The sequence below is a fragment of the Leptolyngbya sp. Heron Island J genome, from assembly GCF_000482245.1.
Lineage (GTDB): Bacteria > Cyanobacteriota > Cyanobacteriia > Phormidesmidales > Phormidesmidaceae > Leptothoe.
This window is the reverse complement of record NZ_AWNH01000101.1, coordinates 20,325-37,033: the sequence shown is the minus strand read 5'-3', so window position 1 is coordinate 37,033 and position 16,709 is coordinate 20,325. Positions and strand designations below refer to the sequence as shown.

Genomic DNA, 16,709 nt, shown 5'->3' with positions numbered 1-16,709 from the left:
ATCGAAGCCACCACCACCTCAGGCCTGGGGACCAAACAGTTTTGACTTTACTGATGTTCGGATAGCCCTCACCCCAGCCCTCTCCCCTACTGTGTATACATAAGTCAGAGACAATGGCTGAGAGTATTAGCACTCGAGTTGGCCCTCTCCCTAAATCCCTCGCCCTGCGGGAGAGGGACTTTGACTCTGGCTCTCGCTCTAAATCCTTCTCCTGCGGGAAGCAGGACTTTAGCAAATGACTGTCAATTAGGTGAGCACTGTCGGTAAATTGTCCAGAACGCTGGCATTGGCAAATCGTAAAACGGTCAAGCCGTTTGCCTGCATCAGGGGTCTGCTGCTGTCTGAGTGCTCTGGCTCGATAGAGAAGCTGTTCGGGTATGCGTCGATGGTATCCGGCTAAGCGTGAGAGGTTTTCCATAGCAGCAGTTTTCCCAGAATGCCCTCCCCCCAACCCAGGAGCAACTTTTAGGCCATTATCTTCTAGATATGTATACACAGTAGAAGGGGGGACTTACCTCAAAGTCCTTCTCCCTGAGGGAGAAGGATTTAGGATGAGGGCAAATGCAGCGTCTGGAGCCACTTTTCAGGCTAGATCCCTAGATGTGTGTGCACGGTAGCCTTGCCAAGGGTGGATTAAGGGGGTAATGCAGGATTTGAGCTCACTTGCGAGATATATATACACGGGAGAGGGGGAGAGGGAGCCAGAGTCAAAGTCCTTCCCCTGTGAGGAGAAGGATTTAGGATGAGGTAATGCATTGCATGGAGCTGATTTCCAGAGATCTTTCCTGGACATATTTGCTGACTAAGATTTTATTCATGTGCAAGCAAACTGATCTTTAAATGATTGAGGAGAGAAGCCTGTTCTGCATGAATAAAAAAGTGTTTGCCCGGTAATACATGGCGGGTGAACTTTGCCTGGGTTTGTGATCTCCAAGCCCGCAGACGGCCCCGCTGGGTGGTGGGATCTTGGGTGCCCCCAAAAGCGGTAATGGGGCAGGGCAGGGGCGGCTCTGGCGCATAGCTATAGGTCTCACACAGGGTAAAATCAGCCCGTAACACCGGCAACAGCATCGCCATAAACTCTTCGTTATTTAGCACCGCTGGTGGGGTGCCCTGCAGCCGGGTGAGTTTCTCTCGAAAGGCCTGTTCAGGCAGATTGTGCACCGGCTCTTCCGGGTCGGGCAGCTGGGGAGCACGATGCCCAGACACATAAAGATGACTGGGCATCGGCAAATTGTGGCGGCGGCAATAGCGGGCCAGCTCAAAACTGGTCAAGGCCCCCATGCTATGGCCAAAGAAAACAAAGGGGCGATCGCAAAGGGGCAAAATCACCTGGGAGATAGCCTCCAGAACTAGATCCCAATTGTCAAAAGGCTGTTCGGTGAGTCGGGTGCCGTGCCCCGGCAGTTCGAGGGCACACACCTCAACATTGTCCGGCAGAGACTGGCTCCAGGTTTGGAAAATGCGGGCGCTGCCCCCGGCATAGGGCAAACAGAAACAGCGCAGGGACGCATTGGGATTGGGGGTACCTCGTCGGAGCCAGCGACTGGTGTCAGGGGTGGTAATCATGGTGGAAGGTGCAGAAACTACGTTAGGTTTGGCAATTGGGAAAATTGGTGGAGCAGTTCATCCACCTTGGATTCGGGCAGCTGATCGAGCTGATCTAGTAACTGCTGGATTTCTGAGCTTTCAAACCTGGGAAGGGGTGCGATCGCATCCACCACCGGCTGATTCTCACTTTGGTGCTGAACAATCGCATCGGCCAGACCAGCCACCGTTGGGTTATCAAACAAGCAGCGCAGGGGAATATCCACCTGAAACTGCTGCCGCAGATGCACCATAATCTGGGTAGCCAGTAGGGAATGCCCCCCCAGTTCAAAGAAGCTATCGTCAATACCGATGGGGCGAATGCCTAAAAATGACTCCCAAATCTCCACCACTTCCTGTTCTAAGGGGGTGGTGGCCGCCTGGTAGTCACCGGCTAGGGCCGGGCGATCATACTGAGGACGGTTAGCCTCGTCAGTAGCCATCGGTGGCGCTGACTGCCACTGCTGCTGGCGTGCCTTGAGGTCCCCTGTGGAGACAATCATTTGCGGCACGGTGGCATAGGCAAACAACCGTTGCCAAACGGCGCTGCCCTCCGCCGGAGTAAGGGCAAAATCGGCCATGGTCTGCCCCAGCTCTGGATGCTCGTCCGGTTGAAAACGCCAACCATCCCAGTTGATGCTCATCCAGGTAAAGGAGGCTGCTTTAGACTGCTGCTGAGCAAAAGCATCCATAAAGTAGTTGGCGGCGCTGTAGGCGGCAAACCCTAACCCGCCCAAAACTGAGGCTAACGAAGAACAGAGCAAGCCGAAGTCCAGGGATTTGCCCTCTAGGGCCACCGCCAGGTTTTGTAGCCCGGTAACTTTGGCCTGAAATTGTTGTTCGAGTTCAGCTTTACCCGTTTCTGCAATCATACGAAAGGCCTGCTCACCAACAGCACCAGCAGCATGAATCACACCGTTGAGGCGGCCAAAACGGGCTTCAGTTTGTGCGATCGCCGAGCGTAGCCGTTCGGCATCAGCCACATCGGCTGCAAGGATAAGCACCTCTAGCCCAGCAGCTTCCATGGTCTGAATCTGGCGAATTTTGTCGCAGATCGGATCGGTGGGCGCATTTTTTAAATAGGCGGGCCACTCAGACCGATCGGGCAAGCTACGCCGACTCAGGAGAGCAACCTTGGCCTGCCAGGGGGCGAGAGACGCGGCCAGTGTCAGACCCACATTCCCCAGACCACCGGTAATGAAATAGACACCCTGTTGCCGCAGCAGTGCTGGCTCTGCCTCCGGTAGGGGCATGGGGGTAAAACGCTGTACCCACCGCATTCCATGGCGATAGGCCACCGTCGGTTCATCGGGCTCAGCAGTCAGCTCCGCCAGCAGCACTTTTAGATCCGTAGGGCTATCGGCATCCACCGGCCAGTCCACCATACGGCTGGTAATTTGCCGATATTCCTGGGGAATCACGGTGCAGGGGCCAAGGATGGTGGCGTGGGCAGGAGACAGGGATTCAGTCCCGGTAACGTTCAAAATATTGGCGGCCATCACCGTTAGCCGCAGGTCATGGTGCCAACCACATTGGGTTAACGCCTGGGTCAAATACAGCAAACTCTGGCAGCCCTGGGCTTGAATCTCGTCAAATTCGGTAGCTGAGGTCAGGCCCCAACCGTGCAGAATTTCGTTGGGACGATATTCTCCCAAAGCATTAAGCAGGGCTCGATAGTCTTCAGGGCGATGGGGATTGACTGTAAAAGTATGCTCATCTAAGCGCTCAAAGCTGGCTCCTGTGTGGACTGTGACCGTAGTAGCCGTTAACTGCTGAACAATCCCCTGGCCCAAGGCAGTGTCATCTACGAATAACAGCCACGCCTGGTCAGACGCGGTGGCCTTTACCGCCGGTCTTAGGTGAGAACGCTGCCACTCCGGTAGATAAAACCAGTCAGCCACATCGGGCTTTTTCTGTAGCACGGGCTGGGGGGCCGTGGCTAAAGGCTGGGCCTCAACCCAGTAGCGCTGCCGTTCAAAGGGATAGGTGGGTAAGGGCACCCGCCGTCGCTGCTCATGGGCATAAAAGCCTTGCCAGTTAATAGCAACATTGGCGAGCCACAGCTGCCCCACCGCCGATAGCAAACAGGCGAGATCCGGCTGAGGATCGCGGGGGTGCCGTAGGGATGGAATGATGGATGGGGTTTTCAGGGCATGCTGACGAGCCAGGGTGGTTAGGGTCTGCCCCGGCCCGACTTCTAGCAGCAGCGACCGGTCATGGTTGAGGGTTTCCAGACCGGCGCGAAACTGCACCGGCTGCCGCAGATGCTGCACCCAGTAGTCTGGATCGGTGGCTTGTTCGGGGGTAATCCAGGTGCCCGTCAGGTTGGAAATCCAAAGTTTTTTGGGAGGCTTGAGCGCAATTTGGCTCAGCTGTTGACGCAACGGTTCTAAAACACCGGCCATCAGCGGTGAATGGAAGGCATGGGAAGTTTTGAGGCGGCGGCAAGGAATTTCCTGGACCTCTAGCTGTTGTTGGTAGAGGTCGATGGCCTGACTAGGTCCGGCCACGACGCAGAGTTCTGGGGCATTGTCCGCTGCTAAAACCAGATCCTCAGGCAGTTGAGCCTTGATCTGGTGGGCGGGTTGGGCGATGCTCAACATCGCACCCTCTGGCTGCTGGGCCATTAACCGTCCGCGTAATGCCACCAGGGGCAGCATGGTGGCTAAATCCGCCACCCCCGCCAGACAGGCGGCCACATATTCCCCGAGACTATGACCGATAAACGCTTTGGGGGTAACGCCCCACTCTTGCCACAGCTGGGCCAGGGCATATTCCACCAGAAATAGGGCTGGCTGGGCGATGTCGGTGCGGCAAATCTGTTCCGTTGCCTCGGCCATCTGGCCATCGTCTGGGTAGAGTATCTGCCGAATATCTAGACCCAGGTGGGGCAGCAGCAGTTCGGCTCCGCGATCAATCACCTGGCGGAAAGTGGGCTCCGTTTCGTAGAGCTGTTGCCCCATGCCCACATGCTGGGCTCCCTGGCCCGGTAGCAGAAACACCACCTGGGGGACGGTGTCAGGGGCGATGTTGGATTTTAACCGCTGGGACGTTGCCCCATTGAGAACGGTGAGGGCATCGGTGCGATCGCAACACACCATCATCCGCCGATGTGTAAAGGCCTGACGCCCCACCTGGAGAGTATGGGCCGCATCGGCCAAATCCACTTGTTCTAACGCCGGGCCCAACTGCTGAGTCGCTGCGTCCAGAGCGGTCTCGGTTTTAGCCGACCACAGCAACAGCTGCCAGGGGCGGGAGGCACTAGTGGCCGCCACCGGAGGCGCTTCCTCCACAATCACATGGGCGTTGGTGCCCCCCATGCCAAAGGAGCTTACCCCCGCTCGCCTGGGGCTATCGGGCTGCTCGGGCCAGGGCTGCAGCTGATCATTGACGTAAAACGGACTGTGGTCAAAGTCAATCTGGGGGTTAGCCGATTCAAAATGCAGACTGGGGGGAATCTGCCGCTGCTTTAGCGACAGCAAGGTTTTAATCAACCCCGCCGCCCCTGCCGCTGCATCCAGGTGGCCAATATTGGTCTTCACCGACCCCAGGGCGCAATATCCCCGCTGCGCCGTTTGAAACGCCTGGGTTAGGGCCGCCACTTCGATGGGGTCACCCAAAATCGTTCCCGTCCCGTGGGCCTCGATATATTGAATGCTCTCCGGCTCCACCTCCGCCACCTGCTGGGCTGTCCGAATCACCGTCGCCTGGCCTTCAATGCGGGGAGCTGTGTAGCTCATTTTGGCGGAGCCGTCGTTGTTGATGGCGGACCCCTTAATCACGCCATGGATCGTATCGCGATCCGCCAGGGCATCCTCCAGCCGCTTGAGCACCAGCATCCCGGCCCCGCTGCCGCCCACCGTGCCCTTGGCACTAACATCAAAGGCGCGGCAGTGGCCATCCGGGGAGGAAATTCCCCCCTCCTGATAGACATATCCCCCCTTTAGAGGCATCCGAATCGAAACCCCACCCGCCAGGGCCAGATCGCATTCGCCACTGAGCAGGGCCTGGTTTGCCAGGTGAACCGCCACCAGCGCCGTGGAACAAGCCGTTTGCACATTCACACTCGGCCCCTGCAAATTCATCAAATAGGAGGTCCGCGTCGTCAGAAACTCCCGACCATTGCCCAGCACCAGGGGAAACTGACCCACGGTCTGCATCAGGTGGGGATTGCTGTAGAGATTAAATAAATAGCTGCTGAGGGTGGCCCCGCCGTAAATGCCGATGGCTCCCCCAAACCGTTGAGGGTCGTATCCAGCGGTTTCGAGGGCGGCCCAGGCCGTTTCTAAAAACACCCGCTGTTGGGGGTCAAGGATTTCGGCATCGCGGGGGCTAAGGCCAAAGAACCCGGCATCAAACACATCGGCATTTTCGAGAATGGCGCGGGCTTTGACATAGTTAGGCTGCTTCACCGTGGCTGCCTCAATGCCCGCATCCAGCAGTTCCTTCTCCGAAAAGAAGGAGACCGATTCCACGCCGTTTTGTAAGTTGTGCCAAAAATCAGCCAGGGTGGGGGCACCGGGAAAGCGACCGGCCATCCCAATAACGGCGGTTTCTAAGCCCGTGTAGTGAGTCGTCATGGTGAGTCTGAAATAAGGGGTATCAACTTAAATCAAGAAATTTCGGCTAGGGCGGAAGGCGGAAGTCAGAAAGGGAGGCAATTCCGAATTCCGAACTCCGAACTCCGACTTCCTAGCGAGTGCTAGAGGGCTGGCGGCGCTGCCGCTGTTGCTGCAGACGGGATTTTCCTTGCTGCCGCTGGGGGGCAGCCGCTGGCTTAGGCTCAGCGGGAGCTTGGGTGCTAAGGAATTCAGCAAAGTCATGCACCGTGGGATACCGAAACAGATCCATCAGCTCAAACGATGTCTTTAGCTCTGTCTGCAGCCGGTGATGCAGCTGCATCAGTCCCAGGGAATCCCCCCCCAGGTCAAAGAAGCTGTCATGGATACCCACGGTGTCTAGCTGCAGCAGATCCTGCCAGATGCCCACAATGGTTTGTTCCTGCTCCGATTGGGGACCGGCATAGGCCACGGGCAGGGATGGGCGCTCGCTACTGGGGGCAGGCAGCTGCCGCCGGTCGAGTTTGCCGTTGGGAGTGAGGGGAAACGCGGGCAGAGTCACCATGGCGACTGGCACCATGTAGTCCGGCAGTTTGCCCTTGAGCCACTGGCGCAGTTCACCTTCGCTGAGGGGGGCATCGCGATAGACCGTGTAGGCCACTAGTCGTGGCTGAGCTGGTGGGTCATGGCGCAGGATTACCGTTGCTTCCCGGATTGCCGGATGCTGGTTGATTGCTGCCTCAATTTCCCCTAGCTCAATGCGAAAACCGCGCAGCTTCACCTGATTGTCCAAGCGGCCCAGATAATCGAGATCGCCGTCGGAGCGCCACCGCACCTGATCGCCGGTCCGATACATCTTGCCTAGATGCGGATCAAACGGATTTTCTAAAAAGCGCTCTGCCGTTAGCTCTGGGCGGTTCAAATAACCCAGGGACACTCCGGCTCCCGCCACATAAAGCTCCCCTGGCACCCCCACCGGCACCAGCTGTCGGTGCCGGTCGAGTACATAGAGGGCTAAATCAGGAATGGGACCGCCAATCATACTGGTGGAGGCAAAGGTATCCTGTTGGCTGAGGGGACGGTAGGTGACATGCACCGTTGTTTCGGTGATGCCGTACATGTTCACCAGCTGGGGGGTGCGATCGCCATGGCGTTCAAACCAGGGTCGGAGGCTGGGTAAATCCAGGGCTTCCCCACCAAAAATTACCCACTTGAGCGCTAGAGGGGCCTGGACCGCTTCGTCTATGGCCATCAGCTGACGAAACGCCGTTGATGTCTGGTTCAGCACCGTCACCCCTGTTTGCTGCAAATATTGGTAAAACGCCTGGGGTGACCGGCTGATCTCATAGGGCACGATCACCAGCTGGCCGCCATGGAGTAGGGCTCCCCACGTTTCCCAAACCGCGAAGTCAAAGGCAAAGGAATGGAATAACGGCCAAATATCCTCATGGGAAAACTGAAACCACTGCTGCGTGGCCGTAAATAGGCGCACCACTTCGCCATGGCGTACCATCACCCCCTTGGGCTGCCCGGTGGAGCCGGAGGTGTAAATGATGTAGGCCAGCTGCTCCGGTTGAGGAGTGGGTAGCGTTAGCTGGCTGGACTGCTGGTTAATCACCTCAGCATCGCGGTCCAGGCAGACGCTGGCCTCAGGCGCTAACCCTAGCCGTTCGATTTCTGTCGCTAGCGTCACCACCACCGTTGGTTCTGCGTTGGCCAAAACCCAGCGCAGCCGCTCGGTGGGATAGCTGGGATCCAACGGCACATAGGCTCCCCCCGCCTTGAGAATACCGAGGGCGGCCACGATTAAATCCAAACTCCGGGGCAGGCACAGCGCCACTCGGGTCTCGGCGGTCACCCCCTGCTGGGCAAGATAGTGGGCCAGCTGGGTGGAGCGTCGATCGAGGTCTTGATAGGTGAGGGTGCGATCGCCGTCTAAGAGGGCCACGGCATCGGAGCGCTGTTCCACATGGGTCATAAAGCGCTCAATCAGCCCTGGCTGCTTGGGAAAACTCCCCTGGGCCTGGCCCCAGTTGAGCAACTGTAAATGCTCAGCCGCCGTCATCCAAGGCAGTTCCCCGAGGGCTGCGGTGCCATGGTCAGGGATGGCCTTGAGCATGCAGGCCAGCTGCCCCAGTAGCCGCTCGATACTATCGGCGTCAAACTGCTGGGGGTCGTATAGTCCCTGTAGCTCTAGTCCCCCTGGAGCCGCTGTCGGATCCGTCAGGGCGACGATGGTTAAGGGATAGTGGGTGCGCTCAGTGGTGTAGATATCGCTGATTTTAGCCTGCTGGTTGGTGGCCTTCTCCTGGGAAACCGCCTGCAGCTCTGGGTCAACTGGGTAGTTTTCAAACACCACAATGCTGTCAAATAGAGCGGTGCCAGGGGGCACCTCGCTCCAGCGCTGCACCTGTGTGAGCGGGCTATATTCGTACTGCCGCAGGCTGGCCTGCTGCTCCTGAATAGACTGCAGCCAAGGCACTAAGGGCTGATCAATATCCACCGATACGCGGGCGGGCAGCGTGTTGATAAACAGCCCCACCATAGCCTCGGCCCCAGGCAGGTCCGGGGGACGCCCGGCAGAGGTCACCCCAAACACCACATCGGTTTCGTCGCTGTAGCGACTGAGTAAAAGGCCCCAGGCCCCCTGCACCAGAGTATTTAAGGTGAGCTGATGTTGGCGAGCAAAGGTTTTGAGCGTCTGTGTCAGTTCGGGGCTAATCAGGTGTTTGACACTGGCGATGTCTGACGTGCCAGCTGACTCCTTGAGGGTGCGGGGAATGCCGAGGGGGGTGGGGGCGATGAACCCCTGGAGGTGCGATCGCCAAAAGTTTTCTGCCTGAGCTAAATCTTGCCGCTGGAGCCAGGCCACATAGTCGCGGTAGGGCGGTGCCGGTGTGAGGGCGGGTGCCTGGTGCTGCCGTAGGGCCTCGTATCGAGTCAGTACGGCCTTCAGAACTAAGCCCGTAGACCAGCCATCTAGCAGCAAGTGGTGCTTACTCCAAATGCAGTGATAGGTGGTGTCGGCCCAGCGGATTAATGTCAGCCGCATCAGCGGTGCCTGGGAGAGGGTAAACCCCTGCTGTCGATCCTGTTGCAGCCAGGTTTCTAGATCCTGTTGTTGCTCAGCGGTGGACCGGTCTCGCCAATCCAGCTGAGTCAATGGTAGCGTCACCTCTCGTCGAACAATCTGCAGAGGTTTTTCCAAGCCTTCCCACACAAAGGCCGTGCGCAGAATGGAATGCTGCTTGAGAGTTTGTTCCCAGGCCTGACAAAAGGTGTCGATGGCCAGATCGCCCTGGAGGGTAAAGCCAAACTGGGTGCAGTACATGCCCTCATTCGGGGCCATTAAACTGTGGAATAAAATACCCTGCTGGGTGGGGGTCAGTTCGTACAGGTCTTCGAGATTATCTACTTTTTGCATGGTCTAACCCTCCCCACTGGTTTGCAGCTGAGCCAGTACCTGATTGAGGGCCGTCTGACTCAGGTTGGCTTGGGGAAAATCTGAGGGGGTATAGCCGCCAGCCTCATTAGAGGTGCAGTGGGCAATCAGCGCTCTTAAGGCGGCCATGGTTTGCTCCGCGACCTGGGCAATGGTTTCCCGCCGATGACACTGATCGCTGTAGGTCCAGGCCAACTGCAGCTGACCGGACAACACCCGGCCATTAATCTCAATCACATGGCGTCGCGGTGTCTGAGGGTCTCGGCTGCGGCCCTCGGATTCTGGAGCCAAACCAAACAAACTGGCCTCGGGCAGGCTGCTATCAAACTGGCCCAGGTAGTTGAAGACTAAATCAGGCTCTGGGTGATTTTGGCCTGCGGTACTGAGATAGCGCCCAACGCCGTAGTCTAGGGGCCTGCCGGGACGACGCAGCTGTTCTTTGATAGCCATCAGCGCCGCTCCAGGATTGGGGTCCGCAGGCAGTGTGAGCTGCACTGGAAAGATGGAGGTAAACCAGCCCACGGTGCGGGAAAGATCCAGCTGGCCGTCAAAATCATCTCGGCCATGGTTCTCTAGCTCAATCATCAGGGACGAGCTCTTGGTCCATGGGGCCATCCCTTGCAACAGCGCCGTTAGTAGTACGTCATTGATCTGGCTCTGGTAGGCCTTGGGCACCTCCCGTAACAGGGCCTGGGTTTCGGTGACATCCAGGCTGAGGGCCAGTGTGCGTGCAGAGGCCACTGTGTTGTTGCCGTCGGTAAAGTCCAGGGGTAGGGGGGCTGTGTTTGGAGCGAGCTGGGTCTGTTGCAGGTCCGCTGATTGACTGTAGGTGATCAGGTGTTCGCCCCACTGTTGGAAGGAGGTGGTTTTGGGGGGCAGTGCGATCGCAGCTCCACTCTGCAGCTGGCCATAAACTGTCTGTAGATCCTCTAGCAGCACCCGCCAGGACACCCCATCGATCACCAAATGGTGCACCACCACTAATAGCCGAGCCGAACGGGCAGGGCCGAAGTCAAACCAGGCCGCACCCATCAGGGGTCCATCGGTGATGTTTAAGGAGGTTTGCAATGTGTTCGCGTGGGTCACAATCTGAGTTTCCACGTCGGCATCAGCGCAGTCTGTCTGATCAATCCGCTGCAGCGAAAGCGGCCTATAGTCTCCATGGACCGCCTGCCAGCGATTGTCTTGACGCTGGAACCGTAGCCGCAGGGCATCGTGATGCTGGATCAAATGATTGAGCGCTTGCTCCAGTAAATCTGGGTTAAGAGACTCTCGTGCTTCCAGCAAGAGGGCCTGGTTCCAGTGGTTACGGTTAGTAACTGCCTGTTCAAAGAAACGATGTTGAATCGGGGTGAGGGGTGCCACACCACTAATAGGGCCTTGCTCAGCCTTGGCCGCTGTGGCCGTACCCGCGACGGCGGCTAGCCCCGCAATGGTTTGATGCTCAAACAGCTGGCGGGGAGTAAGCTGCAGCCCAGCCTGATTGGCCCTGGCAATCACCTGAATGCTCAGAATGGAGTCCCCACCCAATTCAAAAAAATTGTCGTGGATGCCAATATTCTCCACCCGCAACAGGTCTTGCCAAATGGCCACCAGGGTTTGTTCAGCGACGTTGCTGGCCGCCGCCTGCTCAACATCTGAGGGGCGACTGGGGGCGGGTAAGGCCTGGCGGTCAATTTTACCGTTGGCATTGAGGGGAAATGCCCGTAGTGGTACCACGACCGCTGGCACCATGTAGTCAGGCAGTTTTGTAGCTAAATCTGTCTTTAGATCTGCCGGGGACGCGGTGGTAATGGCATAGGCCACCAATCGCGCCGGTTCCAGATTCTCTTCCCGCAGCACAACAATCGCTTGCTGCACGGCAGGATGTCGTTGCAATACGGCGGTGATTTCCCCTAGCTCAATGCGAAAGCCCCGCAGCTTGATTTGGTCATCAATGCGACCCAAAAATTCTAGGTGGCCACTGGGTAAGTGACGCCCCCGATCGCCCGTGCGATAAAGCCTGCCTGCTCCAAAGGGATTGGCAATAAATCGCTCTTTGGTGAGGGCGGGGCGATTGAAATAGCCACGACTAACCGCAGCTCCCCCAACGTAGATCTCGCCAGGAATTCCCACGGGAACGGGCTGATGGTGGGCATCTAACACGTAGACCTGTACATTGGGCAGCGGCTGTCCTAACGGCAGGGTAGCCTCGCGCCGATCTTCCTCGGGTACGGTATAGGTCAGCACCCCGACGGTGGTTTCGGTGGGGCCGTAGTGATTTAAGATTTTGCCCTCGGGTCGATGACGACGGATCTCTTGCACCAGGGAAGCTGGGGCGGCTTCCCCACCCAGGACTAAACACTGGTGCGGTAGCCAGACCGTATCAGATTCATCCGTGAGTAAGGCCCCGAGATGGGATGGCACAATTTTCAGACAGTCAAGGGGATGTTGACGACAGTAGTCGGCGAAAGCGCTGGCTTGCAGGGCTCGATCCTCCGCAATCAGGTGTAAGCAGCCGCCGGTACAAAGGGCGGCAAATAGGACCGTATTGCCTAAATCCGCTGCCACACTGGATGCCATGCCGTAGTGGGCATTCGCCTTGAGATCTAGCTGGGGTAGAATTCCCTGGACATAGTTGAGAATATTGCGGTGCTCAACGGCCACCCCCTTTGGCTGGCCGGTGGACCCGGAGGTGTAGATGACATAGGCCAGATGATCGGGGGCTGTGTGGTGGGGCAAGTTCTCGATATAGACTGCGTCCCCAGTGGTGTCTAGACATGTATCCAGACAGTGGGTGGTGACGGTTTTGGGGATGCGATCGCACCATTCTGTCTGAGTCAGCACCTGGGCCACAGCCGCATCTTGGCAAATTGTTTGCAGCCGTTCGGTGGGCAGATGGGGGTCAAGGGGCAAATAGGCCCCGCCAGCTTTGAGGATACCGAGCATGGCAATCACCCAGTCAAGACAGCGGGGCAGCACCACTGCCACCACGCTCTCGGACGTTACCCCCTGCTGCCGCAGCATTTGGGCAATGTGGTTGGCTCGATGGTTCAGCTGGCGGTAGGTTAAACAGTCCGCTTCAAACCGAATAGCGGCCTGATCGGGTGTTTGCGCTGCCTGGGCTTCAAACCACTGATGCAGGCTGGTGTAATCAGAGGGCTGGCTAGTGGCTTGGTTAAAGTCCACCAGTAGGGTTTGTTGCTCTGCCGCACTGAGCAACGGCAGCTGGGCAAGGGTTGTCTCCGGTGCCGCCAATGCCGCTGTCATCAGGGTTTGCCAGTATCTCTGAATCTGTTGAATGGTCGATAAATCCAGGCGGCTAGCGTCGTAGAGCCAGTCCAAGGTGAGGGTGCCTGCACGATTGCCGGGCCGACACACGAGCTTGAGCGTGGAGGGCTCCAGCAGAGTGTTAGTGGCCGCTATCTCTAAAGAAAACAAATCCGCAGGGACGGGCTCCACCCCAAAGCTAATGGGAAACCAGCCCGTTTCATCCTGCACCTGTTCCCAGGCGAAATAGTCCTGCCAGGGCTGAATATCTTCTAGTGCCTGATGGACTTGAGCTACAAGGGCGGCGAAACTTTGATGGGGCTGCAGTTCGGCCCGCAGCGGCAGATCCCGCGTCAGTAGTCCACAGGCGGTTTGCAGCTCTTCGTAATGCTGGCGGGCGTCACAGCTGTAGCCCAGGGTGAGGGTAGATTGCTCAGTAAGCCGGGCGATTAAAATCTGCCAGACCGCTAGACACACGTCCCCCGCCGTCACACCCTGCTGGGCGGCCCAGCGATAGAGGGTTTGGGCTTGCTCAACCGGCAATACCCAAGAATGGGTCTGGAGCTGAAAAGTATCTGACGCAGTGGAGTCTGTGGGCCGTTCTAGGGGCAACCGCTGTACCACCTGTTCCAAATTGCTTGAGCGTCGCCAGTAGCTGCGTCCGGCGGCGGTGTCTTCTCCCTCTAACAAATCGATTTGCCACTCGGCCAAGTCGGCATACTGCAGTGGATCCTCCAGCTGGGGTGTTGCCCCATAGAACTGCTGGAACTCTTGGGCTAACAGCGACAGGGTAGCCCCATCGGCACACAGCGCCGACACAGTAAACAGCAGCTCGTCCTGTCGAATCCAGTGCACTTGAAATAGGGGGCCTTGCACCCAGTCAAAGGGTTGCTTTAAAAGCTTTTGTACATAGGAATCTACGGCCTCAGCCGACTCTCTCTCGTACTGCACCAGCACCGACTCACTCGACAGGGTGTCGGCAATCACCTGTAGAGGCATGGTCATTCCCGGCAGGGTGGGAAACGTCGTGCGCAGAATTTCGTGGCGATCGAGCAGCTGCTGCAGGGCGGCAGAAAGTTTTGCGGCATCATAGGGCTGGGGCGATCGCAGCTGCAGAACTGCTCGAAAGGGCGGGCGGCGCTGCTGTAGTCGCCACAGACGTTGCTGCTGGGGAGAAAGACGATAGCCTGCAATTTTAGAAGCGGGTGGTGTTTGGGCAGTTTGCATAGTATCTACACCGATGGTTAGGAAAGAGAATTAAATAAAGAGAATTAAAAAAGCCAGGAAACACAATGGGCGGTCATTCCCCAGCCCCCGTAACGTTTTGATAGGGCTGGGCCATGCCCACCAAGACTTTGCGGGGGCCGCTGTAGGGGGTACGTCCGTGGGCCGCCAACATGTTGTCGAGCAGCAACACATCCCCTTGTTGCCAGGGAAACATCACCGTATGGGCCTGGTAGGCCGCGCGAATGGTAGCTAAATCGGCCTGATCCAGAGCAGAGCCATCGCCGTAGTAGGCGTTGCGGGGCAAGTCTGCTTCCGCCATATCGGCCAGCAATCCCTCACGCACCGCTGCATCCAGGTTCGAAATATGGAATAAATGGGCCTGGTTAAACCAAACCCAATCTCCGGTGTGGGGATGACGGGCCACCGCCTGGCAAATCTGTTGAGTGCGAAGACGATCGCCATGGCCCCACTCCCAGGTCATACCGTTGGCTTGGCAAAACGCCTCCACCGCCGCCGGGTCCTCCGTTTGAAAGACAGTCTGCCAGGGCAAATCGAGGGAGCCACCATAGTTGCGCACATAAAGAATCTGTTGTTGTTGCCAGCGCGATCGCAAATCCGACGGCAGCGCTGCATACACCTGACGGCTGTCGGCAATGGGTGTCATCCCCCCCAAGACCGCAGGCTGAACACAGAGAAAGGCGATTCTAAGAGGCCACTGGCGGCTGTAGGCCATCTCGTTGTGCAACGGAATTGTCTGGCTGGCCGGATATTCTGTTGAGGTATACACCTTGCCACTCACCTGGGTGCGCGGCGTTGAGCGATAGGCGTAGTCCAACAGATTGCCGCTGAGGGCTTTTAAAAACTGTTCTAGCTCTGGAGTCCCTTCGCGATCAAAGCCACGAAACAACAGCCCTCCATGATGATGGAGTTTGGCCTCAATCCACTTTGTCTGGGTCTCCGCCCAGGCGGCTAAGTTGAGGGAGGCATTGGGCTGCACCACCAGCGGTAGCCGCCGGTCGGGAGCCAGGGGCTCAGCCGTAATCAACGATTCCGCAGACACCTGAACTGAGCGGCGACGAATGGCATTCAACCGCTGACGAGAAGAAGAAGTCATAGTACTAGGAGGTAAAGGTTTGACGGCGAGTGCCCCTCAGCTTTTGCCGCTGGGTGGAAAGCAGTACCCGTTTTTGCTCTAACTGCTGCTGTTGCTGCCGCTGTCGGAGATGTTGAACCAGGGTGGCAATGGACTGCTCGGGGTCGCGGGCAATCTCAACCAAGAGATCTTCGTAGCCTCGGGCAAGGCGGGCAATGGTGGCGGATTCAAACAGATCGGTACTGTACTCCAAGGCCCCTTGCACTCCCTGGGGACTTTTCCATAGACCCAGCTTCAGGTCGTGCTTGGCGGTGCCCAGGTCAATCTCAATCGGTTCTAGGGTTAGCCCCGGAAACGACACGGCGGTGACCGGATCGTCCTGGAGATAAAACCAAACCTGATACAGCGGTGTCTGGCTTAAGTTTCGTTCGGGCTGGAGTTCGTCAACTAGTTTTTCAAAGGGCACATCCTGGTGGGCATAGGCGTTGACCGCTTCATCGCGCACCCGCTGCAGCCATTGGCGAAAGGTGAGATCGCTGTCGATGTCGGCACATAGCACCAGGGTGTTGGTAAAAAAGCCAATCAGGTTGGCGACTTCTGGGCGATCGCGGTTGGCGATGGGTGTGCCCACTCGAATCGCAGCCCCTTGGGCGTAGTCGTATAACAACACCTGAAAGGCAGCCAAGGTGGTCATAAACAGCGTGGCATTGGCCTGCTGGCTTAGTGCTTGCAGCTGGGTGGTAACGGCGGGCGATATCCCCAGTGAATGGCGGTGGCCACGATGGCTGCGCACGGCAGGCCGGGAAAAGTCGGTGGGTAAGCTGGGTAGCATCGCCGGAGAGAGCTGAGAACGCCAGTAGCTAAGCTGTCCTTCTAGCACCTGCCCTTGCAAAAACTGCCGCTGCCAAACGGCAAAATCAGCATACTGAATCGGCAGTGGCGGCAGCTGGGGCGGTTGCCCCCGTTGATGGGCGTCGTACAAAATGGCCAGCTCCCGGATCAGCACCTCCATGGACCAGCCGTCGGAAATAATGTGGTGCAGTGTGAGCAACAGGACGTGGGTGTTGGCCTCCAGCCGGATCAGGTGCGATCGCACCAAGCCATCTCGCTCTAAATCAAAGGGCTGCTGCATCAGCTCTAGGGCCTGGGCTTGAATAGCTGCCGTCTCGTCTGCCGGTGGGGAATCCAGCCAGTCTAACTGGGTGAACGATACGGCCCCCGTCGGCTGTACTCGCTGGCAGGGCTGACCATCCACCAACACAAAGCGCGTCCGTAGAGACTCATGGCGCTGCACCAGATCTTGCCAGGCGCGCTTGAGCGCCAACCCATCCAGGTCGCCCCGTAGCCGTACTGCGGCCATCATTGTGTAAGCGGGATTGCCGGGTTGCAACTGGTCTAGGAACCACAGACGCTGCTGGGCAAAGGATAACGGAAACTGATTAGGATGCGGCAGGTGCGATTTTAGCAGGGCTGCCAGCTGCGATCGCTTGGGCTGCTGGGCGATTGCTGGCTGAGGGGTAGAAGCCATGATTTTAAAAAGAACAATTCTCGA

6 protein-coding genes are annotated in these 16,709 nt (G+C 57.6%); all 6 read right to left on the bottom strand.

Annotation, left to right across the window (positions count from 1 at the left end; genetic code table 11):
• Nucleotides 1-810 precede the first annotated feature (810 nt).
• The gene (locus N836_RS65890; RefSeq protein WP_023075727.1) at nucleotides 811-1,569 is read right to left on the bottom strand and encodes a thioesterase II family protein; all 759 of its coding nucleotides are present in this window, start codon (nucleotides 1,567-1,569) and stop codon (nucleotides 811-813) included.
• Nucleotides 1,570-1,586: 17 nt separating this feature from the next.
• A complete protein-coding gene (locus N836_RS65885; RefSeq protein ID WP_023075726.1) occupies nucleotides 1,587-6,167 on the bottom strand; it encodes a type I polyketide synthase in 4,581 nt (1,526 codons plus the stop codon).
• A gap of 112 nt (nucleotides 6,168-6,279) precedes the next feature.
• The gene (locus N836_RS65880; RefSeq protein ID WP_023075725.1) at nucleotides 6,280-9,570 is read right to left on the bottom strand and encodes a non-ribosomal peptide synthetase; all 3,291 of its coding nucleotides are present in this window, start codon (nucleotides 9,568-9,570) and stop codon (nucleotides 6,280-6,282) included.
• Nucleotides 9,571-9,573: 3 nt separating this feature from the next.
• On the bottom strand, nucleotides 9,574-14,064 hold the full coding sequence (locus tag N836_RS65875; protein WP_023075724.1) for a non-ribosomal peptide synthetase: 4,491 nt from the start codon (nucleotides 14,062-14,064) through the stop codon (nucleotides 9,574-9,576).
• 73 nt (nucleotides 14,065-14,137) lie between these two features.
• Entirely contained in the window at nucleotides 14,138-15,178 is a 1,041-nt protein-coding gene (locus N836_RS65870) for a TauD/TfdA family dioxygenase (RefSeq protein ID WP_023075723.1), read from the bottom strand.
• Between the two features lie 4 nt (nucleotides 15,179-15,182).
• Nucleotides 15,183-16,685 carry a condensation domain-containing protein gene (locus N836_RS65865; RefSeq protein ID WP_051394689.1) on the bottom strand — a complete coding sequence of 501 codons (1,503 nt, stop codon included), beginning with the start codon at nucleotides 16,683-16,685 and terminating at the stop codon, nucleotides 15,183-15,185.
• Nucleotides 16,686-16,709: the final 24 nt, after the last annotated feature.